Here is a 24,863-nt window from a genome sequence, read left to right as displayed (position 1 = left end):
TTTTTCGTGCTGACCTACGCGATCTCTTGGTCTCTCTGGGGCGTCGCCGCCCTGGGTGGAGGACGGGTCGTGTTTCTCCTGGGCGGATTAGGCCCGTTCCTTTCTGCCCTCGTGATCACTCGTCTTTCTGGGACCTCCGTGCGCGAATGGCTGCGCTCCCTGCTGGTGTGGCGGGTGTCCCCGGGCTACTACGTCATTGCCCTGTTGCTTCCCGCCGTCATATTTGCCGTGATCAACCTGGTTCTGTTCGCTCTCGGCCACGAACTCGATTTCGCCTTACTGTTGGGCGTTGCCCCGAGCTATCTCGGCACGTTCCTGCTGGTCGCGACGGTGGGAGGTGGCTTCGAGGAACCCGGATGGCGAGGCTTCGCTCTCCCACGGTTGCAGGCTCGACGTTCTCCCCTCGTGTCTACGTTGTTCCTCGGCCTGGCCTGGGGCGTCTGGCACATTCCGCTCTATGGTCCAGCTGGGTTCGTCGTGCCGCTGATTCTCGCCTTCTTTTACACGTGGCTCTACAACCGCAGCGGCAGTGTTCTTGTCTGTCTCCTGCTGCACGCCAGCTTCACACCGGCACAGAACCTGTTGACCCTCGCCGTCGCGCCGGAAGATTCCAACGGCGGAGGTCTGGCCGACTCGATCGATCTTGTGATCCTCGGGGTCTATATCGCTTCCGCGATTTGCCTCACACTGGCCACGCGTGGACGCCTTGGATTCAAACCCGAGCCACCAGACGTGGGCAATATTCGCGCGGGCTAGGCCGGCCCGTTGCTGTGCTGGATACCACCCGTTCGATGATAAGAGGCTCCGCCACCAAAGCCGCCAACTCAACGAACGCGTGGCTTACATTGCGCCTCATCGCCGCGCCATTGGGCCGTAATCGTGAGGTGGTTGTGACTGACGGTCACGGTCGCCTTCCGGTTTACGGGGTGGGTGCCCATGTCTATGGCGCCGCAAAGGGAGGCCGTCGTACGCCTCACCTTTCCTGCCAGCCTGGTCGTAAGTCACGAATGAGACGTGGCAACCGCCAACCATGAGTGGTCTCTTCATCGAAGACCGTCATGGGGGGACCTTTGCCTCTATCTGATTACCGATAGTGGACCTGTACTGGGAGGAGGATGCATCGCATGAAGGCGAGACACCCAGCACGCCAACGGAAGGCACCTAGTATGACAGCCAACGCAGCCAGTCACTCGCGCATCCAAATGACCGCCGAAACCCAACATCGACAGGTAGCCGACGTTGCCACAACTTACACTGGCGTCAGTGTGGGGAAGAGGGCCGTAGCGTGACGTCCGTGCCTCGACGTCAAAACACCCCAATGCGGATATTCGCATTCATTGCCGCGGTTGTGGGAGGAACCACCGTAGTCATAGGGGTTGCCCACTGGATTACTGATTCCTGGGCTGTCGGCACTACTGCAGGTGTGATCGCAGGGGTGTTGTCCGTTGCCGTGTACCCGGTGCTGTTTCGGAAGCGCTGATCACTCCTAAGCTGCACTTGTTGAATCGTCTCGGAACGATTCGCTGACAGGATATGGCGGCTCGTCGGCGGTTCCACAAGCTGCCGTGAAATCTCTCGACGTATACCCGAGCGGCTCCCATTTTCCGTTCAAGAGACCGATTTTGACCAAGACCTGCAATTGCGGGTCACCATTGAAGGAGTCACATGCGCAAGCTGCAGGACACCAAGCCCATCTGGCACGCGTTGATCTGGATTGCGATCTACATTGTCGCCGTCAACATCGGCGACTTCCTCGGGGAAATGGTGCAGTTTCCCGAGCTGACGAGCATCGTGCTCGTTGCGCTGTCGGCCGTGCTCATCATCTACCTACGGGTGGGTGGCCGTCTCGCGTTCTACGGAGTCCGGTCCGTGCCGCCCGGCACACTGCCTCCCGTGCTCTTCTACCTCCCTCTCTTCGCGATCGCCTTTCTGGAGTACGCCAAGGGAATCGCGCCCGACCTGGACCTGCAAATCATCCTGTACGCGATTCTCCTAATGGCGGCCGTCGGATTCATCGAGGAGCTCCTGTTCCGCGGCTTCTTGCTCCAGGCACTGAGGAGGCGCGGCAACCTCACTCGCGCGATCCTCATTTCGGGAGTCACCTTCGGCCTCGGCCACATCGTCAACCTCTTGCGCGGGTACTCGCTCACCGACCAGGCCCTGCAGGTGGTCGCGGCAGTGCTCATCGGTATCGCGCTGGCATACTGCGTGGCGCTCACCGGAAGCATCATGCCTGGCGTTGCCTTCCATATCTTGTTTAACATCAGCGGCACGATTACCGCTCACTCCGTGCTGTGGGATTCCGTGACGGTGGGGATCATCGCGGTCGTGATGATCCCTTACATTCTGTTCTTGCGGAATCGCCTCGCGAAGGTCGGAGCTGCTGTCACGGCTGTCCCGGCTTCGGCCCAGGTGGCCTAAATGTTGCGGGCACGAAAAACACCACTACAGCAGAACGGGGTGAACCATGGACGAAGCGCTCGTGCACATTGACAGGTTCAGGATGGACTTCGGGGATAACAGGGTTATCAGCGATTTGTCCTTTGATGTCCGGCGGGGTGAGACTTTCGGGTTCCTGGGCAGCAACGGTTCCGGCAAGACCACGACGGTTCGCGCACTGTTGGGCATCTATCAGCCCACCTCCGGGATACTGCATATCAATGGCAGACCATTCAGCCCTGAGGACGGCAGCCGTCTGGGCTACCTGCCGGAAGAACGTGGCCTTTACAAGAAAGAACCGGTCATCGAGATAATGACGTATTTCGGCCGACTCAAGGGAATGGACCGTCGCACGGCAAGGGGCTGGTCCCTTGACTACTTGGAACGCGTGGCCCTAGCGGACAAGGCCAAGCTCCGACTCGACAAGCTGTCTGGCGGCCAACAGCAAAAGATCCAGCTGGGGGTAACGATCATGAACGATCCGGAACTGCTGATTCTGGATGAACCCACCAAGGGCTTTGACCCGGTCAACCGGCGCCTGCTCATGGACATCATCGCCGACCAGAAGAAGGCCGGGGCCACCGTCGTCATGATCACTCACCAGATGGAAGAGGTCGAACGGCTGTGCGACCGTGTTCTTTTACTGAAAAATGGTACGGCCGAGGCCTACGGCACCATCGATGAGGTGCAGAACCGCTACGGCGGAAGGATGGTGCGGCTCAAATACTCCGGCCAGATCCCAGTGTCACCACACTATTCGGTGGAGCTGGAACAAAAGAACTATGCGGAACTGGCCCTGGTCGGTGATAAAGATGAGTCCCTCATTTTGCGTGGGCTGCTGGACGCCGGAGTGTGCGTTCGCGGCTTCACCGTCACCAAGGTTTCCCTGGACGATATCTTCATAAGGATCTACGGGGACCAGAACGTTGCATACCAACGCGAAATGGCGGGAGTTTGACCATGCCACAGCACAATCTGGGCACCGTGATCTCCTTTGAATTCCTCCGGACCATCAGCAGGAAACAGTTCTGGCTGGGGACCCTGGCCTTCCCGGCAGCCATTGCCGTGATTCTCGTGCTGACCGTCATCAGCAACACCACCACCAGCAGCACCAGCGACGCCCAGAAGAGCGCCCAGTTCAGCATCACCTACACGGATGATTCTGGCCTTGTCACGGACCAGAGCGCAACCATGTTCGGCGCCGTTCAAGCCAGCAGTCCCGGCCAAGGCATTGACGCCGTCAAGGCGGGAACAACTGATGCCTACTTTGTTTTCCCCGCGGATCCGGCCACGGAACCCATCCAAGTCTATGCAGTTGATCAGGGGATCTTCGAGAATGGAAAATACGCCGCCGTCGCGCAGGAGATGCTCAGCCATTCCGTGCAGGAAAAGATCGGCTCACCCCAACTGGCCAGCATTGCCCAACATCCCGCGACAATCAACGTCACGACCTATCAAGGATTCACCGAGGCCGGGGGCCTCAATTCTGTAGTCCCACCTCTGCTCTTCATCTTGGTCTTCTACGGGCTGATCATGCTGCTTGCAGGACAGATGGTTAATTCGACGCTCGAGGAGAAGGAAAACCGCGTCACGGAAATGATCCTCACAACACTGAAACCAACAACCCTGATTACCGGCAAGGTCATCACCTTGTTCATGATCGGACTGCTGCAAGCCCTTGTCTTCGCCCTGCCTGTCGTCATCGGTTACGTGTTCTTTCGTGACCAGTTGAACCTGCCGTCCTTGGATCTCACACAACTGGTCTTTGACCCGGTGCGCATGACCGTGGGGTTCTTGATCATGCTCGGCGGCTTCTCCCTGTACACCACCACCCTGGTTGCCGTAGGGGCGGCCATGCCCACCGCGAAAGAGGCTGGCAGTTTTATTGGCGTCATGATGGCACTAATCTTCGTGCCGTTCTATGTCGTCGGCTTGGTCGTCTCGGACCCCCATACGGTCATCGTGCAGATCTTCACCTACTTCCCATTCACTGCACCGACCACGGCTCTCATCCGCAACGGGCTTGGCACGCTGGGGATCATTGAGTCCGTCATCGTCATCGCCATCCTGTTCATCTGCGCTGCAGCCATGCTCCGGCTGGCCGTCAGCATTTTCCAGTACGGATCCATCTCCTACACAAAAAAGGTCCCGTTGAAATCCATCCTGTCCAGAAAAGCCGGGTAGGTGTCGAGATGCGTAGCTCAACGCGATGTTCGCCAGCGTCTTGGTCGGCGGGTTCCACAATCAGCTGGAGGAACCGTGCAGCTGATTGCCTCCGCGAGGTTCAATGGAATGGCTCAACTTCGGCCGCCCTCGCCGGCCGGTACTGTGACGGCCCCCGGCCGCCCTGTTGGCGACTCTGCCCATTTCTGGTGATGATGGCGGTCCTGCCTTCTGCCTATTTCATCTGTGTGGGGCTCTATCTGGAGAGTTATCCGTCGCTTATTCCGGCAACTCTCTTCTCAATGATTCATATTGGGACCACCGCCACGAACTATCTCTAACCACTCACATATGGCCCAGAGCCAGAAACCATAGGAAGGTCGTTAATCGTGAGGCTCCCGATTTCCAGCAGGATATTTTCGAGCGCACTCGTCGTACTTCTTATTTTCGGTGCCGTTTCGGCATTCGGTGGCGCCGTGCTGGCGATTGTCTTCAACGGAGCGGGGGTCCCGTTGGCACATCTGGCTGGCACTCCGTTCTCGACCTTTCTGGTCCCCGGACTCATCTTGGGTGTTATCGTCGGCGGAACCCAGTTGGTCGCCGCGGTGTCCTTACTCGTACGACGGAATTGGGCGCTGCTGATGGCGGCGATTGCCGGTTTCGGAATGCTGATATGGATCTATATCGAACTGGCCATTGTTGGCTATTCCTGGCTGCAGAGCGTCTACTTTGGGCTTGGCGCGTTGGAGCTGATCCTCGTTCTTGCCCTGCTGGGGATCGTGCCGGCAGTGGCATTGTCCTGGGGTTCTCGAAGCGTTCGAGGCCAGGAGAGACTACGGACCTGATTCCGCACTTGCGGGCAGCGTCAACGACGAGCGAAGACTTCGCCTTCTCAGGGGCTTCGATGGCGGCTTCCTCCGCGGCGGCCGCTTGTGCCGAATTGACCGCCCCGGTGATTGTCTATCCGAGGCCCGCACCGAGCGTGAACCCAGCGAGCACTCAGAAAAGTGGTAGCAGCCGCGCAAGTTTGCGTGCACCGGCACACGTCTGCGGTGCACCCGGCAATGTATTTGTGGCCGTCTCGGGCGCTGTTCTGGCGGCTTGGTTCGGGTCGGACATGATCGTCCCTCGCTGGTCAATCGAGGCGCTGCCCCTAAGCTGCGCCAACTACCGTTGGCCAGTCGAGTGGTGCACCGCAGACCTCAGACTAAAGAGGGGATAGTGATGATGAGTACGAAACGCGTGACTGGGAAGAGGCGCTTCGCTGCGTGGGTGGCTGCGCTACTCATTGGTATCGCCACTGTCTGGGTGGTGATGGTGGTCCACAATGGCGTGGACATGTCGCTGTCCCGTGCGGCTGAGCTGTCCACGACCACCGCCGCGATTGATTCGGCGGTCCCCGGAGTACTTGCAGCAGAGCGGGCGCCCGGCGCGGCGGTGGCAGTGATCGAGGACGGTGCCGTGGTGTGGAGCCAGGGGTATGGCGTGGCAGTGCCGGGTGGTGAGGCTGTCACGGCCTCGACGGTCTTCCAAGTGGGCTCGATCTCGAAGCCGATCGCGGCGGCGACCTTGCTGGGCCTTGCCGATGACGGCGTGCTGGATCTCGACGCTCCCGTCAGATCGCTGCTGCGCAGCTGGAGAATCCCCAGCGACTGGCCCGACGCCGACGGAGTGACGGTGCGTCGGCTGCTCAGCCACACGGCCGGTATCGGCCAGCGGGGCTACCTCGGCCTGGACCCAGGGCGGCCGCTCCCAACGACTGCCGAGTCTCTCAACGGGGCTACGACGGGCACTGCCGTCACCCAGAAGCAACCGTCAGGCTCCTATGCGTACTCCGGCGGCGGATACACACTTGCGCAATTGGTGGCCGAGGACGCCACCGGCGAGCCCTTCGCGGAACTGGCCAGACGGTACGTCTTTACACCGATTGGTATGGATTCCACCGGCTACGCCTGCACCCAGGACGCGGGCGCCGGTTCGGCCTGGGCTGCTGGCCACGACACCCAAGGTGAACTGACTGTTCACTACCGGTACCCCGAACTGGCCGCGGCCGGGCTGTGCACCACCGCGGACGATCTCGGCCGGTTCGCCGCCTGGCTGAGTTCAGACGACGCACGCGCAGAACGTATGCGCACCGCCGCCGACGGAACCAACGGACAGTATGGCCTGGGTGTCGAGCTATACGAGCACGACGGGACGACGACCGCGGGTCATCCGGGAGTCAATCGGGGCTTCCACGCTCAGCTGCTAGTCGACCCGGCGGACGACGTGGCCCTAGTCGTGCTCACGAACGGCGACAACGGCGCCGCCGTGATCGAGGCGGTCCTCCGCGCTTGGCACGACGCTTGATGATTCCTTTCGGTGCTGCTGATCGACGTCCGCGAGGCGCGGGGTTGACCCGTTCATCGGGAACAATCGGAATAGGGTTCCAGCTGCTCACGGCGCGGCTTGCGACGGTGTCTTGGTCGGGCCGAAGGGGATCCATCAGTGAATGTACTCATGGATGTTATCGGGGATGTTGAACGCCTCGTATATGCGTTGCACCAGGCAGCCGTAACGGGACCGCGCAGGGGCGGCAGTGGTTGTTACTGCATGGCGGCCGCGCGGCCCACCCAAGGGTTCTTGCCGCGGAGTGAGGCTCGGCGGGTGAGTTCTCACTGCTGTGCTCCTTGGACAGGGCTGAGGGGCCCCGAGCGAGAGCCGTGCCTCAGATGATGAAAAGAACCGCGATGATCGGGGCGGCGAAGATCGGTCTTCGACCCGTCAAGATATAGATGGTTCCCATCACCAGGGACAGCACGATGCCGTACACGCCCGTAGCTGCATCCTGAGTCAGGAAGTGCACAAATCCCCAGTTCATGGCGAGAGTGATGCCGCCCCAGGGGATCTGAAGGTTGTGCAACCAGAGCTCGCCGGCGCGCTGCCCGAACCGGATGATCAAGAGGATCGGTCCGAGCTCGGCGATGTAGTAGGCGACCTGCACAAGCCAGGCCAGCGTGCCCGCATCCCCGAAGCGGTCCAACAGTGCCGCATACTCCGCAACCGGTGGCAGGATGCCACCCCGAAGCACCCACTGCCCAGCCAACGTGATGAGGACGAGGACTGCGATCACCGACCACCTCGCGGCACTGGCTCGTGGGCGCGAGGGTCCAATCTGATTGAGATCGGTGCGGTTGCGTGCCCACATCACAAGAGCGATCGAGCCGCTGACCCAGGCGACACTCGTGAGCATCCGGTGCGCTACCGCTGCTTCGATGCTGCCTACGGTGAAGGGGAATAACGGCTCGACGATCAGGAACGCCAACTCCAGGCCCAATAACGCGAACGCGATCAACGCGAGGTTTAGGTAGGTCCCTGGCCGAGTCGATGATCGGACTTGCGCGAGGACGGGCGCGGTGCTCGGTCGTCGTGGAGTCATGATGAGCTTTCGATGAGGGATCGAGGTGCGTCCCATGGCGGGCGTACAGGTTGAACGCCGGTTCGAGGCTCGGGCGGGCGCTGACTCACGAGGCTAGCAGCCCCTTGGTGCCGGTAATAGAGTCGAAGGTCCCCCGAAGCCGATCGCGACATCAGGCAGACAAGAGAGCGACTTGCTGTTCACGGCCAACGGTGATGGTGGGCGGAGCACTCAAAGTGTGTATTGGCAGACGGCGTGGTTACCAGCATTGAAGACAGTCCAGACTGCTGACTTGAAGAAGACACCGCGTATCCACGATCTCAGACACACGAACCCGTCCTGGCCGATTCACGACCGCGTACCGCTCTTCACCATTTCCCGCAGATTGGGTCATGCTTCTACGAGCACGGCCGAATCTATCTACGGCCATCTCATGCCCCAAGCTCTTCAAGACGCCGCCTATGCTATGCAACGATCATCCAGTATGAGGAAAGAATAGCGACTTGCTGGCTGCTACTTTGATGCTGACCTTCGGTGAACACTCTCGATCTTGAATTCCAGGCGTAGTCGCAACGATCGCTAGAACCCGCCGGCTCAAAGTCATACGGTGGTTGCCGTATCTCAGTCCATCTCCCCATCGGAGACACGTCCGTGGACGTCAACAACAACCTTCATCCGGATGGCCGCATCCGATCTCTGGTCTTTGACCGCTGGGTCGATCCGGACAACTCCGGAACGTTCGACTGGCACCTATTCGGCGGTGAGATCACCGGTCATCGCACGTTCGTCTGGCTGACCATACCCAGCTCCGGTCGTCTCGGCTGCAAATTCGGCACTGACGGCTGGCACAAGGGCGAATTCTTCCGTTTCGAAATAGCCGAGCTCCAGACCCTGTGATTGACCAGAACGAGCGCCCGCAAGCCGGTCGGCAGTCGGGGCAGCTGGACGCAAAATGATGGTTTTGGAGCTTTGCCTGGGAGATGTTCCGCTGAGGCAACATGACCGAACCTTCGACCCTTTCGTGAAGAATGTCTTGGCCACCCGTTGGAACTGTACGATTCGTTTCAGATTGGCGGGAGTCGGATCAAGCGATACGCCCCAACATGATCAGGTGGAGTCGTGGAGCATGCCAGCATCTGAAGTACCAACCTCAGCGAAGCGAATGCAAATAGGGGACTACATGGCATGTATCGCTACTGCCGTGCTTCAGACGTACAGTGAAGGCACCATGAGTAATGTTTTCAGTCAGGAAGGAGAGAGCTCGTGAGGGATAGCCCACGCACCCTGGATACGTCTCGACGCTCGCTGCGTGAGCGCTGGCGGATGTCCATTTATCTAGCCCGCTTCGAATGGCACCTCGAAGGATTCCTGCGAATCAAGGAACGTAAAACTGCTATCAGTTCACTGCGCAAAGAACTTCTCGCAGACCCGCGAGACATCAGTGTTACAGTCCGTGCCCTCGGCCCGCCCGCTGCCCTCGCAGCGCGTTGGGCTAAAGAAGGAACGCTTCGTCCCTTATGGTCCATCGGGATTATCGCTGTCGGCGTGGTCCTCTTTGTTTACTGTGGTCTCTTACTATCCTTTGCTGCGGGTCTGCTTGCTGCGGTCAAGAATAGTGGGATCGCCGAGGCACACGCACGGTACTTGTTCGTCGATGTCTCGGCATCCTCGAACGCAGATGGGATCGGTATCGGATGGACCAGCCAGGGGGCATTGCTCATCGTCCCGGCAGTCATCATCATTGGCACCTTCATCGTGGGAGCAAGACTCTGGCGAATCGGCAGTTCCATGCCACACAAGCGCACCAGCGCATAGGCACAGGGAGAAAAATGACACAGGATTCGAACAGCATAGATAACCGCAACCGGAAAGTGTTTGGAAAGTGGGGCGCCGGATTCGCCGTTGGACTCGCAGTCGGAACGATGTTGGGGATCGCGACGGGCAACATCGGTATCGGCATAGCGCTCGGTGGTGGGATCGGTGTGGCGATGGCCGAGGTTTTTGCAGAAGATGACAAGCGCCGAAGGAAGCACAGCACTACCCTCAAGGACTTCGGCAGTTAACGGGCACTTCCCCTGGGCTCACCGGCATTGTGCTTACTTGTCTGTCGGTAGCGCTCATCATTTAGCTACATGCTGTAGGCCGCCCGCGTCCTGCGGCATGCCTCCCGTTGCGTCGAGTAGGCTACCTCCGAATTGACAACTCTGCCGATAACCGGAACTACAGCTTTTCGCTTATTCACTCAGGACCCTGGCATTCCAAGACAAACCACGTGAGCTTTCACTGACCCTCCTTGTCTGTCCTGCAAATGCGTCTCCGCCGCAATCCTGGAGACCTAACCACGCCGTGTCGGGGAGATGGCCAGGACGGGCTTTGGTCGCAGTTCGCCGGCTTGACCTCTCAGCCCGAACGCGACTTCGATCATTAATCGGGACACCCCAACCCGCTGGCTCCCTTTTCCACAGTTAAATGTGTCAGGGGACGGCACTGAGGATTGAAAACCACAGCACATGATTTCGGTTAAGACCAGTAATAGGGACCGCCTATCGCTAAACGCGTACCCCAGGGGTATGGTCGGTGAATGATGAGTACGGAAGAAAGAAAGCAACCAGGCTACCGAAGCTTAATGGATTCTATGCCCGGCATAGGGCTCACCATGGGTGCTGGGCTGGGGCTCGTCTTTGCCGGCGTTCCAGGCCTCGCCATGGGCGCGGGGCTGGGCCTAGTGGCGGGATCGATCGTGTGGATGTGGTCTCGGGAGTCGTGACATTGAGGTGAGCAATCTTTTTTGTGTTTCACCGGGTATGTTCCTAACTCGTCTGGACAGGTTCCAAGAATCATCCACGTGGTCACTGTCCTGCGCCTAGGGGCTCCTTATCATCTCTCATCGGAGTTCAAATGCGCTTGCGGGGAACAGCGGCAATGGAAGCCTTCATGAGGAAAGCTGAATCCGGGTCTCACCGGAGACTGATGTTAGCGTCCTTTTGTCCCATAGGCAGATACTTCCAAATTCCGCACCACCGAGGTGTCAGCTTACGCAGTGTGTTCCGTGCTTGGGCCAATCCGTGGCGTTGGGTCTTTGTGCGGCGAGTCATTCCAGAGCCGCTGAGCCGATCGCATCATGAATAGTCCGTATGCAACGAATGCGAGGATGTATGCCGCGTTGACGACTACGTCGGTGGTTGATAGTTCGCTCCCCTCTGCCTCGCTCGAGGTGACAAAAGCGGCGAAGTCAATGAGAGTATGGATTGCGGCCGTCAAGTTTCTGAGACAGTTTGATTGATTTTTCTTCTTACGCTGCTGCTTGTACGGTTTGATTTTTGTTCTGGTATTCCGCCAAGGCCTTCGCAGGTGGCAGTCCCTGGTTGTTAGCATGGGGCCTGCGCCGATTGTACCAGGACTCGATGTACTCCATTACGGCGGTACGTGCGGCCATGTGGTTGGGGAAATCGTGGTGGTACATCTCGGTCTTCAAATGCGAGAAAAACGACTCTTCGACGACAGCCCCAGCAGACCCCGACCTCTCCCATGGACTGCGTGACATTGTTTCCAGCACACCATTTTTGGAAGTCGCCGGAGGTGTACTGCGCGCCCCGATCGGAATTAAGCCGAATTCGGCTTAACAGCGATCGTGGCACGCAATATACATCCCGAGAACTCGGTGCTTGGTGCACTGGCAACAGCATCCGCCCATCGATGGGAGAAGCCGGCCACTTCTGGGACAACGCCGTGGCAGAGTCGGCGTTCTCGTCCCTGAAGAACGAGTTCTACCACCACTACAGCTTCGAAACCCGACAAGACGCCAGGCGGGCGACGATGCGATATATTGAGGTCTTGTACAACCGATGGAGGCCCCACACCCACAATGACGGTCTACCGCCGGCAACAGCGATGGCCAACTTCAACACCCAAAACCAGCAACAACTCGTAGCTGCCTAAGTAAAAAGAAACTAACGAACTGTCCCAGATCATTGACACACCTCAGTCGTCTTCGCAGTCCTTGTCCTGACGGACTGGCAGGACAAAATTGGGCTCCGCACACCGCCAACCGGAGGGTTGTGCTTCGGCCGGTACGCCCCTGGGGCTGGATTGTTTTGCCATCGTACTTCCTTTGCTTGGTGCCTCACGGCATTACGTGGTGGGCCAACACAGAACCCACCATTAAACATGCGTCGACGTCACCACGAAAGGTGCCCGAAGGTGCGCCCGCCCGGCCACCGGCTCTCCATCACGTCCTCGCCAACATGTTCGGCAAAAAACAGCATAGGAGTGTGGGTGCGCCTGACTAGGCTTGAACCATGACGACTGACGAAACACCAGAGAAGCCTGTAGAGATCCCCGACCCGCCAACTGCAGCGGCCAAGCACCAACAGGACTCGGACCGGTTGAGCCGGGCACTCCGGCAGGTTAACGGGCCAGCCGGCGGCGATGCCACAACTAGGTTCGACCGGGTGATGGATCAAGTCAACGGCCCACTCATCAAGCCCTCCGCCTACGATCAGGCCATCGCCAAGCTGGACGCCGTTAGGCGCATGGTGGAGCCGCTGCACGCGCCGGCCGCGGCCGCGAAGGAGGTCGCCTCTGCGGCAAAGCAATCCCCGTCGGCGTACCAAGTACCAGACGTTGTGTTTGCGCGGCCAGAGTTGGAATCGGCGCGCCGACAGGAGGGACAACTGGGACGCCTGATCGAGGCCCAGGAAGGAGCTCTTGACGTGCAGCAGGCGACTCTTGATGCGCTGCGGGACCAGGAACAGGCGACACAGGCCCGCGAAGACGTGCGCGCTAAGAACGATGATGCAAGGGCCAAGGGGGACCGGAATCGGTCGAACTGGAGCATCGCGTTGATGGCTGGCGCGATGGTAGTCGGCGCAGTGGCTGCGGTTGCATCTGTTATTGCTGTAATGGTGGCTGTCAATGGCGGATGATTTGAAGTGGTTGTTGTCGTTGGGTGGGCAGGCTGAGGCGGAGCTGCCATGAGCGGAAACGCGGGTGCGGCAAGCTACGCCACGGGGCAGGCTCTGGACGGGCGCATCTTCTGCGGGGCGATAAATCGTCAGATGCAAGTCTTTGCTAGCCGGAAACAGATGGATCTTCACGGGGGATCTAGACGAAGACCAGTTGCATGAAGAGTGGGTTCTTGTGGTTGGTGTCGAGCCCTAACTTCTAATCACGCAGAGAGCCCGCCCCACGACGGTGATGTGGTGGGGCGGGCTCTTGTGGTGCTAAATGTCGGGATTGATCTTAGCGTTCCCGGTGATGGTGATGTTCCCGGCGACATCCAAGGTGTTGCCGTTGGCCCGCAGATCATTGCGGGCAAGTTCAGCTACATCGTCAGCGGCAGGGGGCCCGGTGATCTGTATTGACTCATGCGCCGCGACCTAGGAGTGTCGAGCGACCTCATCGCTGTCGTTCCTGAACAAGAAATTCATGTTGGGGATCGCGATCCAAAAGCCGTGCTCAAACTCTACGGAGCCAACACCCGTTAGCTTGCAAGATATCTGTATCATCAGCTGTGACTTACCTTGTGAGGCTCTCCTTCAAGGTCATAGCCGTGGGTCTGTCCAAGGTGTGCTTGGCAGATTGGGCTGAAAGCATGCTGACGGGTACTTGGCCATTTCGGTGGTAAACGGTGGGATGGCATCCATGAATCGCGTCTGGGCTGCGCTCACCAATAGGCGCAATTTCGAGTCATGATCAGGCCTGAGAACGAACTGCGAGGAGGCGATGTTTCTCGGCATTGGAGCAGTACCGAACCCAAAACACTCGAACAGACACACATCATGGCCAGCACCTCACCGGCACCACGGTCATCCACTGCGACGCTTAACAGCATCCGTCATCAACAACACCACCTTTTGCGGTATCGAGTACATCCCCGGCGGCACCACAACAAACCGAACAATCTTTCTCAACCAACGCATCTGGGCAGAAATGGAAAACGAAGTGGAAGTCCGTCGGTGCTGACAACCTTGTCAGAGGTATTGGCTAGCATGAGGTCATTGGTCGGCGTAGAGAACTGGGGTCGGAAATATGGGAATTGACAAGAAACTGTCATGGGAAGATTATAACGAGCTCTGGGACCCGATCTCTGAGCGCGTGACGGGGCACGAAAAGGTGTGTGCTTCAATCAGGTCCACCATTAAGGCCACTCAATCGATCCCCGCTTGGAGGGTCGAGACGCAACTTGATAACCTCATCACCACCAAGAATATGATAGCAAAATCAGGGTGGATGAATTCCGAGGATAAAGCCGAATTCATTGAAGATGTAGACAGACTCAAAAGCCTATTGATGTTCCTACGCCATCAATCCCTCAACTACAGCAAGCCGACAGCACGACAAATCGAAGCTGCCATAAACCAAGATTACGCGGCGGAGTCGATTGGAGAGCGACTGCCAAGATACCGGGAATCAGCCATGCTGATGTTGCTCTCACAACCTCAGGGAAAAGTGTTTTGGGACTTCGCTCGTAGGCTTATTGATGCAGTCAACGCTGACCTGAACACCCCCAAAGGCGCAAATTCGATTGAACTCTGGACTATTCGCCGGACAATTCGGACGGTCACCCCTGACTGGGTATTTAGTGACATGCCACCGGTCCCGACGATCAGCAAATATGCGCGACGAACAACCAAGATCACCAGCATTATGCCGGCAGGATCACCCGGATCAGGGAAGAAAAGATAACTGTGTAAGGGAGCACCAGGCCAATGGTCCGGCAACTGATCCCATCTTGGCTAAACAGATTTGCTGACATGAGATGATCTTATTGTGCCCACCGAACCTACCCATCCTAAACAAGACAGATCACGGATCGTCTTCCGCAACTCGGTGCTCAATCTAGACAAGAAGTTCTGGATCGGCATCGCGATAGCGGCAGTCGTCATAGCGGCGGCAATCGTCGTCAACGTCGTTGGTCTGCCCAAATGGATCGTTGGCACGTTAAACGGCATTTTCATCGTGGCAAGCGCCATCATTGGTTTGGTTCTTTCGCCGGATCCTAAACCAATCAACCATGACGAGACTGCGTATTCTTCTGTGCAAGGCCTGTTCGACATGAAGAATAATGTCGCACACGCCCAGGCTCTCATATCCGAGGCTGCGACTACATCAAACACGGGCATCCGAAGTATTCAGCTAGTTGCCGCCCAAGACCGGCTGATACAACACGACGAATACGTCGCCCGAGCCGTCGAGGACTGGAATGTCGTCTCACCCGGCGTTGTGGAACGAATGGTGGAGCGACGTAACGCCGGATTGCGCCGCTTCAAACACCTAGTAGAAGAAGGAAGTACAGAGAATGTCGACTGAGCTTGAAAAGATCACCGGAAAAGTAGCGGAGATTGTCAGCGATCGTGAACTGATCCTGAATCGCGGAGCCGAACACGGCATCACTAGAGGCATGTACTTCAACATCCTTGACCCAAGCAGTATTGGCATCAAGGATCCTGACACCGGCGAAGACCTTGGCGGCATCAAAAGAATCAAGATCACCGTAGTCGCTGTTGAAGTGGCCGCGCGAATAACCCTAGCTCAGACTTTCCGCACAAAAACGGTGAACATCGGAGGCTCTGGGATGATGGCTGGATATACGAACATGTTCGCATCACCAAAAATCGTCGAAAAAGCCGAGACCCTTAGGCTAGATCCCGATGGCCCAAAGCCAATGGGGGCGTCAGAAAGCGTCGTATCAAAGGGCGATCCTTTCGAATCTGGCGATGCCGCCGATGCAAATGCGGCGCGCTCGGTAACGATCTGGAAGTAACCATGACAGCTCCATGTGGCGCTAAGAAGCGTGACGGCAATCCGCATGGCGCCACACCGGTGCTGCAGTTCCGACCGACGCGCCATAAACCCTCCAGAATGAACGGAAACTGAGGACTATTTAGTACCTTCCGTTGTTGTGTTTCCCCATCTAGAACAAAGGTCAAAATGGGGTCTTGACAAGCTTTAATAAACCTGTTTTTCTAAAGCGGGGGTCATGGGTTCGAATCCCATAGGAGGCCCATTGGTGGTCGGTAGTTGTCGGAACTGCTCAAAGATCCTGGAATTGCGGGGATTTTTGGCCGTTTTAGGGTGTGTTTCAACGCGGTGGGTGTCTTAGAACGGAACCCTCGTCGGTCCGAATCCCTGAGTTGCACGGCCTTCGCAAACGGCCGGCGGGCATCCAAGATGCGCGGAATAACAGGGAATTGGGCGGTGCAGGTCGCTGCTCAATGCCAGCGGTGTCCTTCCGGACGGCGCCCAGACGGTTGTCCCCTTCGAATACAACGGTCGTCGGTTGGAAATGGTCATTAGCGTGGGGTACATGCCGCTGACCTGCGGCTTTGCTGTGGGGGAGTGGCCTCGAGCTGCGACATTCTGGCAGAGCTCATTAAAAACTCATTAAATTGATTCCCGGACCGTATCGGGCTTGGCCCTTGCGGGGGCGTCCTTTGACGTTGTCCCGTCTGACCAGGCCCCGTCGTCAGGCAAAGGAACTACCCGCTGGTATCCACTGCGGCGCGCAACAATCCCGGCAGTCAGGAGCCCCGCCTGGGGCCGTTTCGCGGAGTGCCGCCGCGAGTGTGTGTGCGGCGTCACGGTTCAGCTTTGCCAGGGCTGCGCAGAGGTGTCTCATAACTAACAGTGAGTGCACAGCTTCTGCGAAAAGGTTGCGAGACATAGTTACGAGAATCGCTCACGGTGAATTATCGTATGCGCGTCAGGGAAAATCTTGCTGTTCTCGCTGCCCGGATATCGAGCCGTCGAGACGGCCTATTTCCCTAGGGTTACGAGAAACCGCAGGACGCCAGTATGGGGCACCTGTGCGGGGTAAGCGGTCATTCCAACAACTGTGCTGATGCGGCACCCCGACCGCGGCGAGGTCGCACGCTGGTCGACCGGCAATTGGGCACCTGATCCCGATTCAAGGAGTCGCCAAGTGTTGCGATTGACTACTCGGTCGACCGCCACCGAGATGCGCTTCAAAGCCTGAGCTGATCGACTGGGTCGAGGTGTTCTCTAGGGGCGAGACCTTGCTCTCATGAAATCACTACCGCAGATTGTGTTCCCACAAGCCATTTCGTATGCTGCGGCATAATTGGGGCATGACTTCGACCGACGAGCAAGAGGCCCACAGGGCAGAGTACGAGCGCCTACAGTTGTCGCTGAAGAACCATCCGGGCAAGAAGGCCGACCAATTGATGGCCGATGTTCAACGGACCTTTAGACCCTGGTACCAGCGGTCGGTCGAGCTTCGAGCACTGCTTCATCACGGCGAAACTGACGAGAACATGCAAAACGAGTTGATGCGAAACATCCCCCCGCTGGACGCTCGTGAGCAGTATGTGGGCGCCCTGGACAGTACGCTAAGCGCGTACTTGGCGGCCATGGGAACAGTCATCGACGTGGCGCGTCGCGTTGCCAAAACGCTTGGAAACCCGTTCGAAGAGAGCTACAACAAGCAGTCAATGCTCGTTCGAGCAATCGAGGGGGTGACTGTGCTTCGGGACTTGCGGAACTACATGCTTCATTACCGGTCCGCCCCTTGGCATTTCAGCGGCCGGATTACCCCTGACACTCAAACGACTGAGGTCGGATTGGATAGTGATGGACTAGTCGAGTGGAAGGGGTGGAACGCCGGTTCACGGGCTTATCTGAAGAGTCGAAATTCAGTTCGTCTGATCAGCATTGTCGATCCTTACGAGGCGGGCATGGTGGCACTCTTCGACTGGTTCAACATTGAGTTCTACCGGGTAGTTCAGCCCGACCTAGACGCGGCGAACGATCTCGTTCGCCAACTAAATCTTCATCTGACAGGCGGGGCGACGGACGGGAAAGACTGGCCCGAGCGCATGGCGCACATTCAGGAGAATCTGCGGCGAAGCAATGCAGGGCTGCCGCAGCTTAATTATGAGATCGGTCTTCCGTTCCCCAACGATGCGTGATCGCGCGTTGAGGGATCGGTCTACGTGCATTCCCTAACGACAAAAAAGACACCCGTTTGTCGCTCCCGAAGCAGTCAAGGTGTCGCAAAACCGAAGTGTCGCAAAATGCATGTGTTACAAGACGCCACTGAATATTCTACGTTGCCTGTTTCGTTATTGCAGGTCGGAAGCGTCCGGGGGGTGGGTGAAAACCTTGGCGGTTTGAGCTGGAGCTCGTTTCGTCGGTTCGTGGCAACGGTTGGCTTTTGAGCCGCAGGACGGCTACACGAAATCTTCCTCAGTTCGCAGCGACAGTGCGAGCTCCCCAATGCGTTCGTGGGCGTATGTCCATTGCCCCTCGTTCAGTCGCTGGCGCAGGTCCTGGACATTGTCGTCGAGGTCTATTTGTGGTGGTAGCCCCTTTGGGTGGGCGAGCCCAGTCATGATCATGGGAATGGCAGTGTCAGCGACGTAACGCTGGAGGGCATTCAGTTCTTTTCCTATTCCGGCCCATTCTCCGGATGTCGCTCTCTGGATGGCGACATAGGGGTACGTGTCGATGATTGCGCGGGCTCCGACAGGGAGCGAATGTAGCGTCTGTCCTGCTTCCAGTGCAGTGTCCAAGCTCATCGCAAAGTCCCCATTGGCGTCCATCACGAAAGCGCCCGCAGCCGCCAGCCGAAGCTGGCGATGTTTGTCCGCGTTGGAATAGGCCTGGAGCAGCAACAATGGATGCTCGCCCCGTGTTGCGGAGTCGAATCCTAGTGCCATGAGTTGCGAGTAGATCGGCGCTGATGACTCCTTGTCATTGAGCGGCTGGAGCTTCAGGATGGTGTCCGCCAATGATCCTTCGGTCAGCTCTTTGGGGCCCTTTTTGCGTGAAGCCTTGGTCCACTCTGCGAGCTTGTCAGAGTCTGTGTGGATAGGAAAAGCCACGCTCTTGATTTGGGCTTCGGTCAACGGCTCCGCACAGATGCTCTCCAGCTTGATCAGCAGCGCATTGTCGATGGCTGCACGCAGATGGTTGATGGTCTCGCTGAAAAGAAGCGCTGCAAGTGGCGGTATCGGACTCACCGCTTCGGCGATGAGGTGGTTCATTCCGTCGCGCCGTACCTGCTTGATCGTCAGCGGTGCGCGCCTTGACCAGTGTGTGGCTAACGCCCCCGCTTCGTAGGCAAGTTGATCGACGCGCGCCAACCGCATAGCTACGGGCAGCAGCTCATCAGTCACCCAGGGGTAGATATTTTCGGGTGCATTCTCGTTTGTCATATCCAGACCCTATGACAAGTGCCTGACTTGGTGCAGTGGAAGCGTCCAGGGCCAGCCTGGCCACTGGAGTTCATCGGCTTGTTCAATGGCATGGTTTCTGGCATTACACAGATAGGCAGGTTATTAGCATCCAGCTGTGCTGGAAGTCCACGGTGGAGACCTCCAGGAGCAGCCGTTGCAAATTCTCGATTCGAGAGGTGTTTGATTCCGTAATGGCACAAGGGCCCGGCACCACCCGGCGAACCTGAGCTAACCGGATACACAATAGCCGGGTAATTCGCCGCGCAAGTTTGTCTGAGGCGTCAGCCGGAATCGGTCGTGCCGAAAGAATGCCTTAGTTGAATGGCGTTGTCCCAGGTTCAACGCGCTCGACCTCGATGTGGCGGAGGACCTTGTAGGTGTGAACTTCTTCGCTTTTCAGAGTCAGTAGCGGAGTTACTACGGGCAATTCCGTGAGATTGATAAAGGGCTTCCGCGACTTGTCGATTCCCGGATTTACGCCGATCTTTGGGGCGCCATCGAGCTCAACATTTTCGAAATCTGAGACATGGTCGGCCGTCAGAAAAAGTACGAACGTTTCAGATTGATCTTGGGCGCTAGGTAGCTTGATGCCGTCAATCTTCGTCTTGGGAACCCATCGGAAGAATTCTGTCACTACCTGTGTAGGAACGTAGTGGAGGTGTGCGCGTCCATCGGGTCGAACTGGTTCGGTAACATTTTCCGTGAATTGTTTGAAGAACCGCGCTACGCCGTGGGTTCTTCGCTGACTCTTGTCGAAGAGACTTGGCAACACTGGCAGCTTTGTGAGGTCTAGAACGGTGAGAGCCCGGCGGTTTCGAAATGCGCCAATCCGCGCAAATTCGAGAGTTCCATGCGCCGCGATTTCTCGGATGGCGGTCTCAGGTGTAGCCGATCCGTAGAACATGGGGACGCCTTCGGGGCTCATCCGGTTGGGCGAAGCTTTCTCAGCAGGAGCAGGGCCCAGCGCTTTGGCCCCCGCAAGTGTCGACCATCTGTCCTTGACCAGCCGACCTCGGTAAAACGCCGTTTCCGCCGGAATCTCAGTAACTAGCGAAAGACTTGGATCGTCGACATAGGGAAGAAGTGACCACAGGAAATCCGCCGATCTGTGCGGAGCGCCAACGGAGTCGAGCGAGAACTCACGTAGAAAGACGAATCGGGACTCGAACCGGACATCCGAAACGAACTGTTCCCATCCGAATTGAGCTGTCTCCAAGGACTCGGAATCTGACGTCGTCCATTCATCGACAACGAACGCCTCCACTAGAAGCTCAATAATTTCGTCTTCAACTTCGCTTTGGAAAACATCGGTACAGAAGTCATATGTGATGTCTGGGGGGTCGTAAACCTCTGGTCCGTAGCGTTGACCATCCCAAATGGCCCCGGAGTCAGTTTCGGGCTGGTAGTGGCTTGTTATGAGCTCCATGACGATGGACTGGACGGCCTGAAATTCCACGATTGGGTTTGCCGCTGAAGATACTTCTGAGCAGATCTGGCACTTGCCGTCGACGGATTGGGACTCTAGATCAGCCACGATGAATGGTTCCAAGATATGGATTAAGCAGATGCCACCTTCGGCTTCTCTGTATCCACGCGCGTACATTGCCTCCATATCGTCCATTTGGCTCATTCGTTGAATTCTGCCATATGCAAGCGAACAATTGGCAAGGACTCATATCGGGCCTGAACCTGCCGTCATCATCTGCAGCATTGTGCTTGGTGCTTGGTGCATGGACGTAAATGGCTGAGGTACACAAACCATGCTGGGGGCCACATAGGCTGGACGTGTGTCGTACATTGGCACGACCACAGCACATCACTCCTATGAGATGTATGGAGACCCCGCATGTTCCTGCACCACCTGCGCCCGCCGACATCGGCTGCCCTTACTGACGCTCTATTCCCTTGGCTGGGAGAGGAACTGGTGGCCGGGCCCGACGTGAGGACAACTTCAAATGCGGGTCAGCGCGGAGTTGGTTGAGGTGAACTTGCTCGACCGTATCGACCAACGCCTATCCGATATGCGTGCACGGATCAATCCTCACGATTTTGAAGACTGTGCGACCTCCTTACTCAGTCCTATACACCCCGGGCTTGTACCGATCACGGGAGGTACGGACTTCGGGCTTGACGCTGAGATCACTGAAGGCTCGCGGACAACCGGTCTCATCATCACGTCCTCTCGGAGTTGGAGCGGCGCGCAAAGGAGCCTGCGAGACAGCCTACGGTCGATGCGGAAGAACCAAGTCCCCGTCCAGCGCGTCGTCGTGGTCAACCTCGCCGAAGCGAACAGGTCGAAGCGCGAGAAGCTCAGAGGTATTGCTAAAGAGTTCGACGGCGAACTCGTGCAGGTCTACGATCGAGCATGGTTCGCGAACCAGTTCCGAGAGAACCCCGACTGGCGACGCAAAATCCTCAACATTGAAGGGGGACCGTTCAGCTTTTCGCGCCAACCCCGTGGAGCTCGCCCTGACGAACAACAACTGTCGTCCATCGGACGTGACGCCCTCATCACCGACATTGACGAGTCTGACTCCGACGTGATCTTATTCGGAGTTCCAGGCGTCGGAAAGAGCCACGTAGCCAGCAAACTGGACGGCGCCCTGTTCCTCGAACAGCATCCTACGCCGGAACGACTTCTTGACGACCTCATCGAAGCTAGGCCTGCACTGGTCGTGGTCGACGACTCAGGTACACGACCCCAAGACGTTGACCTGCTCATACAACTGCGCGACGCGGAGAAACTGAACTACCGCATCGTCGCAACGTGCTGGCCGCACGAAAGAGACCAGGTCTCGGACCATCTCCCAAATTCAATCCAGCTGGAGGTCGACCTCCTCACCCGCGAGGAACTTGGAGCGTTGCTCCGCGAACACGGCATCACCAGACTTTCGGTGATCGTGCATCTCCTTACACAAGCAGACGGGTGCCCAGCTTGGGCGTTGAACCTTGCCGACTTGCTCGTACGCGACGGTGACTGGGATTCCGTAATGACGGGTAACGCACTGCGAGGCCACATTTTCGCCTTCCTGCGCAGGTCCAACGCATCGGCAGATGCAGTCTATGTGCTTGGCACTTTGGCACTGCTTGGCCAGGTCAGCGATGACCAGCTGCGCCGCCTGGCCGGCCTCCTCGAGATCCGGCAGCCTGACCTGATGCGCCTTATAAGTTCTGTCGCGATCGCCGGTCTCATCGATGTTCAGGACCACAAGCTCTACAACTATGAGTCCGAACAAATCGAGCACACCCAGACCTACCGGGTCCAACCGCGACTCATCGCCGCCAGCGTTGCCTCCGAGGTTTATTTCTCCGGGGCAGCCTCACCTGTGCGACTGCGTGATGTCCAAGATACATTCCCTGAACTAGCTGCCGACATCATGCAGACCCAGATCTACACGAAACTCCTTGGCGCAACTCGCCCAAGAGTGCCGACCACGAGCGAACTTATCGCCGTGCTGCCCAATACCAAGAAGGACGTCGAACTCTTACGAAGCTTCGGTCAGCTCGGCCCTGAACAAGCGAAAGCCGTCGTAGAAATCCATCGAGCCTGCGTCACTACAGCACTCAATAACGGGTATTCCGCAACCCTCGAGAATGAAGCCAAGCTGCTAGCCGCACGCGTCGCTGATGCCGTGAAACGCCAAGTCTCCGGTGTCGTTGATATCTTCGTCAAAACGCTCTCGGCGCTTGAATCTACAGGACATGACATCAAGCCGGTGGTTAGGAAACTCGTCCAAGAAGTCCGAGACGCGCGCAACGGCGACCAACCCCAGCTCGCTGATCTCATGGAACTCGTCGAAGCTCTCCAGTCTGTTCCCGACGCCGAACTGACCGACAGTATCTGGGCAGCATTCACCTGCGAAGTGCTCACACCGACGTTTGACGGCAACTACATGAGCCCTGAGGTCGTGAACCAGGTTGTGTTCCAGTCGTTCACTTGGGCCGCTCCCCATATGGAAAAGTTGTACGGCGCCATCCAGCCCACATTCGCACCGCGTCTCCCCGATTTAAGTCCTGTGATTCAACTCGAGCTAATCGATCTGCTCGACCAATGGGTGCGGATCGCGAACGGTTGGGCCCTCCCGTTCGGTGGCAAAGCCAATAGCACCCAAGTGCGCGCCGGCAAACGCATTGCGGCAAGCATTGCGAACACCCTTGCTCCATTCGTCGTCACACCTGGCGCCCGTGCCCGATTCAACAAGACGGCAAAAACGCTCAATATCCGACTCGATGAACCTGACAAACTGTTCGCAGCCCTTACAAATGAACACGAGCGTGTGACCGGCTACGAGGAGAACAGACGCCGCAAAGAAGCTGCACTGGACACGGCTCTCGCCTGGTATAAACAACAGGCTCCTGAAGTGCTTATGGGGTGGTTGACCGCCCACGAGCCGGAGCTAGCAACCGCCAGCCACGCAACCACCGGGATCTGGCAAGTATTCAGACGTCTCGCTTACCAGCCGAACCCGGAACCAACCAAGTGGCTCACCGCGGCCATCGACCATGGCCTTGCAGGATCAACAACACCGCTCATCGACGTATGCGTCCGCACCAACCAACTCACCCCCGAGATCGCCGACCAACTACTCGCGGACCCGAACAGCCGACACGGAATCATCAGCGCAGTCATCGAAGATTCGACGAACCCGGCCCTTGTTCAAAAGGTCGTTGACCAACTAGCTCCCCGCGACGTCCAGCAACTCGAGTCAGCATTCGTACTCAAAGAAGCCCCCGAACCGACTAGACATGCGCTCTTCACGCACCCAAACGATCGAGTTCGCGGGACCGCGGCAGCGCTCTGGGCTGCCGAATGGTTCTACGACAACGACCCCATGCCGGATGACCCCGACTGGCTCAACGCCATGAAGTCCTACACCGTGCCTGAGAACAGCAGACATGAACACATCCACACCCAAGCGTTAAATACGCTCGCAAAGGCGTCACCAAAGATCTTCATCGAAGTCTTTACCATGCACGCCACGGCCCCGACGCGCAGTAGCCACCGGGACCTCGGGCAATGGAAAGAGCCGGTCCGGCTCCTCACACCCGCTGAACGGAGCGAGCTCTGGCAGCAAGTCACAGACACCGAAATAGCAGGCGAACTCTTTTGGGTCATCGCAGGAAAAGACGCCGACTGGATCCGCAAAACGGTCAGCGAATCCACATTCAACATCTCCATCCATGACCTCCTCGGCGCTCTCCAGTTTCAATTCGGTTACCGCTATCCGCTGGAAACCCTCTCGACGATGCTTCGGCCCCTCAGCCCAGAGACCGACGACCTCCTCGGCACCCTTGAAGCCGGCTCCTTCTCAGGCGAGGAGCACGAACGGTATGCAGCTACCCTCGACAACCTTCGCGACCTCGCTACTTTCAAAGACGACGACATCGCCCGTTTGGGCCGACGTGGCGTAGAGATCTATGAGCCGTTGCTCAAAGAAGCCCTCGTCAAGGCACGACAAAAGGCTGTCCGCGGCTTCCGAACCGACTAGCCGCAACACAGGTGACCTCGCCGCCACGGCGGACGATGAGCTGCCCGAGAGTTGATTCCGGACAGTCAACCGTAAAGGCCTGAACTCCCAATGCGGGGTGACGGCGACAAAAGAAGGACCCGCCAAGTGACGGGTCCTTCCAGAATTCAATTGTCTGATGGGGGAGGCCGAAGCCCA

Annotated in this window: 23 protein-coding genes, 1 tRNA gene and 1 pseudogene; 21 read left to right on the top strand and 4 right to left on the bottom strand. The window is 57.7% G+C overall.

Annotated elements, in window-relative coordinates; genetic code table 11:
• The first annotated feature begins 6 nt into the window (after positions 1-6).
• The 7 genes from RY113_RS13330 (at position 7) to RY113_RS13300 (ending at position 6,951) form a co-directional block, all read left to right on the top strand.
• Positions 7-756 (top strand): type II CAAX endopeptidase family protein, encoded by a 750-nt coding sequence (locus RY113_RS13330; protein ID WP_315914937.1) that lies wholly within the window; start codon positions 7-9, stop codon positions 754-756.
• Positions 757-1,318: 562 nt separating this feature from the next.
• Positions 1,319-1,480, top strand: a complete 162-nt coding sequence (locus tag RY113_RS13325) for a hypothetical protein (protein WP_315914936.1) — start codon at positions 1,319-1,321, stop codon at positions 1,478-1,480.
• Positions 1,481-1,665: 185 nt separating this feature from the next.
• Positions 1,666-2,421, top strand: a complete 756-nt coding sequence (locus RY113_RS13320; RefSeq protein WP_315914935.1) for a CPBP family intramembrane glutamic endopeptidase — start codon at positions 1,666-1,668, stop codon at positions 2,419-2,421.
• Between the two features lie 46 nt (positions 2,422-2,467).
• A complete protein-coding gene (locus RY113_RS13315; protein ID WP_315914934.1) occupies positions 2,468-3,397 on the top strand; it encodes an ATP-binding cassette domain-containing protein in 930 nt (309 codons plus the stop codon).
• A gap of 2 nt (positions 3,398-3,399) precedes the next feature.
• Positions 3,400-4,623 (top strand): ABC transporter permease, encoded by a 1,224-nt coding sequence (locus RY113_RS13310; RefSeq protein WP_315914933.1) that lies wholly within the window; start codon positions 3,400-3,402, stop codon positions 4,621-4,623.
• 368 nt (positions 4,624-4,991) lie between these two features.
• Entirely contained in the window at positions 4,992-5,447 is a 456-nt protein-coding gene (locus tag RY113_RS13305) for a hypothetical protein (protein WP_315914932.1), read from the top strand.
• Positions 5,448-5,874: 427 nt separating this feature from the next.
• A complete protein-coding gene (locus RY113_RS13300; protein WP_315914931.1) occupies positions 5,875-6,951 on the top strand; it encodes a serine hydrolase domain-containing protein in 1,077 nt (358 codons plus the stop codon).
• Between the two features lie 358 nt (positions 6,952-7,309).
• Here the strand turns inward: RY113_RS13300 and RY113_RS13295 are convergent, their stop codons facing one another.
• The gene (locus tag RY113_RS13295; protein WP_315914930.1) at positions 7,310-7,936 is read right to left on the bottom strand and encodes a hypothetical protein; all 627 of its coding nucleotides are present in this window, start codon (positions 7,934-7,936) and stop codon (positions 7,310-7,312) included.
• 226 nt (positions 7,937-8,162) lie between these two features.
• On the opposite strand from RY113_RS13295, the gene RY113_RS13290 reads away from it, so the two are divergent.
• From RY113_RS13290 to RY113_RS13270, 5 genes are all read left to right on the top strand, one after another.
• Complete coding sequence (locus tag RY113_RS13290; RefSeq protein ID WP_315914998.1) at positions 8,163-8,498, top strand: tyrosine-type recombinase/integrase; 336 nt, start codon at positions 8,163-8,165, stop codon at positions 8,496-8,498.
• A gap of 152 nt (positions 8,499-8,650) precedes the next feature.
• Positions 8,651-8,896 (top strand): hypothetical protein, encoded by a 246-nt coding sequence (locus tag RY113_RS13285; RefSeq protein ID WP_315914929.1) that lies wholly within the window; start codon positions 8,651-8,653, stop codon positions 8,894-8,896.
• A 366-nt stretch (positions 8,897-9,262) separates the two neighbouring features.
• Positions 9,263-9,814, top strand: a complete 552-nt coding sequence (locus RY113_RS13280; RefSeq protein ID WP_315914928.1) for a hypothetical protein — start codon at positions 9,263-9,265, stop codon at positions 9,812-9,814.
• A 14-nt stretch (positions 9,815-9,828) separates the two neighbouring features.
• Positions 9,829-10,062, top strand: coding sequence for a hypothetical protein (locus RY113_RS13275; RefSeq protein ID WP_315914927.1), 234 nt, complete (start codon positions 9,829-9,831; stop codon positions 10,060-10,062).
• Positions 10,063-10,625: 563 nt separating this feature from the next.
• On the top strand, positions 10,626-10,766 hold the full coding sequence (locus RY113_RS13270) for a hypothetical protein (RefSeq protein ID WP_315914926.1): 141 nt from the start codon (positions 10,626-10,628) through the stop codon (positions 10,764-10,766).
• 525 nt (positions 10,767-11,291) lie between these two features.
• Here the strand turns inward: RY113_RS13270 and RY113_RS13265 are convergent.
• Positions 11,292-11,604: pseudogene (locus RY113_RS13265) on the bottom strand (IS3 family transposase); the annotation flags it as partial.
• On the opposite strand from RY113_RS13265, the gene RY113_RS13260 reads away from it, so the two are divergent.
• From RY113_RS13260 to RY113_RS13225, 8 genes are all read left to right on the top strand, one after another.
• Complete coding sequence (locus RY113_RS13260) at positions 11,528-11,938, top strand: integrase core domain-containing protein (protein WP_396334244.1); 411 nt, start codon at positions 11,528-11,530, stop codon at positions 11,936-11,938. The pseudogene RY113_RS13265 and the gene RY113_RS13260 overlap by 77 nt on opposite strands.
• 359 nt (positions 11,939-12,297) lie before the next feature.
• A complete protein-coding gene (locus RY113_RS13255; RefSeq protein ID WP_315914925.1) occupies positions 12,298-12,924 on the top strand; it encodes a hypothetical protein in 627 nt (208 codons plus the stop codon).
• A 291-nt stretch (positions 12,925-13,215) separates the two neighbouring features.
• Entirely contained in the window at positions 13,216-13,362 is a 147-nt protein-coding gene (locus tag RY113_RS13250; RefSeq protein ID WP_315914924.1) for a hypothetical protein, read from the top strand.
• A gap of 667 nt (positions 13,363-14,029) precedes the next feature.
• Entirely contained in the window at positions 14,030-14,686 is a 657-nt protein-coding gene (locus tag RY113_RS13245) for a hypothetical protein (RefSeq protein WP_315914923.1), read from the top strand.
• 84 nt (positions 14,687-14,770) lie between these two features.
• Positions 14,771-15,310: a hypothetical protein gene (locus RY113_RS13240; protein ID WP_315914922.1), complete on the top strand. Its 540-nt coding sequence runs from the start codon at positions 14,771-14,773 to the stop codon at positions 15,308-15,310.
• Positions 15,300-15,764: a hypothetical protein gene (locus RY113_RS13235; RefSeq protein ID WP_315914921.1), complete on the top strand. Its 465-nt coding sequence runs from the start codon at positions 15,300-15,302 to the stop codon at positions 15,762-15,764. Before RY113_RS13240 ends, RY113_RS13235 begins: the two co-directional genes overlap by 11 nt.
• A 170-nt stretch (positions 15,765-15,934) precedes the next feature.
• Positions 15,935-16,007, top strand: a tRNA-Ser gene (locus RY113_RS13230).
• Between the two features lie 1,081 nt (positions 16,008-17,088).
• Complete coding sequence (locus RY113_RS13225) at positions 17,089-17,928, top strand: hypothetical protein (RefSeq protein ID WP_110502048.1); 840 nt, start codon at positions 17,089-17,091, stop codon at positions 17,926-17,928.
• Between the two features lie 261 nt (positions 17,929-18,189).
• On the opposite strand, the gene RY113_RS13220 is transcribed toward RY113_RS13225, so the two are convergent.
• Together RY113_RS13220 and RY113_RS13215 are read right to left on the bottom strand one after the other, a co-directional pair.
• The gene (locus tag RY113_RS13220) at positions 18,190-19,176 is read right to left on the bottom strand and encodes a hypothetical protein (RefSeq protein ID WP_110502047.1); all 987 of its coding nucleotides are present in this window, start codon (positions 19,174-19,176) and stop codon (positions 18,190-18,192) included.
• Positions 19,177-19,510: 334 nt separating this feature from the next.
• A complete protein-coding gene (locus tag RY113_RS13215) occupies positions 19,511-20,827 on the bottom strand; it encodes an RES domain-containing protein (RefSeq protein WP_110502044.1) in 1,317 nt (438 codons plus the stop codon).
• Between the two features lie 601 nt (positions 20,828-21,428).
• Here RY113_RS13215 and RY113_RS13210 point away from each other — a divergent pair.
• Positions 21,429-24,686: a hypothetical protein gene (locus RY113_RS13210; protein ID WP_315914920.1), complete on the top strand. Its 3,258-nt coding sequence runs from the start codon at positions 21,429-21,431 to the stop codon at positions 24,684-24,686.
• Positions 24,687-24,863: the final 177 nt, after the last annotated feature.

The sequence above is a fragment of the Arthrobacter sp. lap29 genome, assembly GCF_032458965.1.
Taxonomy (GTDB): Bacteria; Actinomycetota; Actinomycetes; order Actinomycetales; family Micrococcaceae; genus Specibacter; species Specibacter psychrochitiniphilus.
This window is presented reverse-complemented; position numbering and strand designations above follow the sequence as displayed.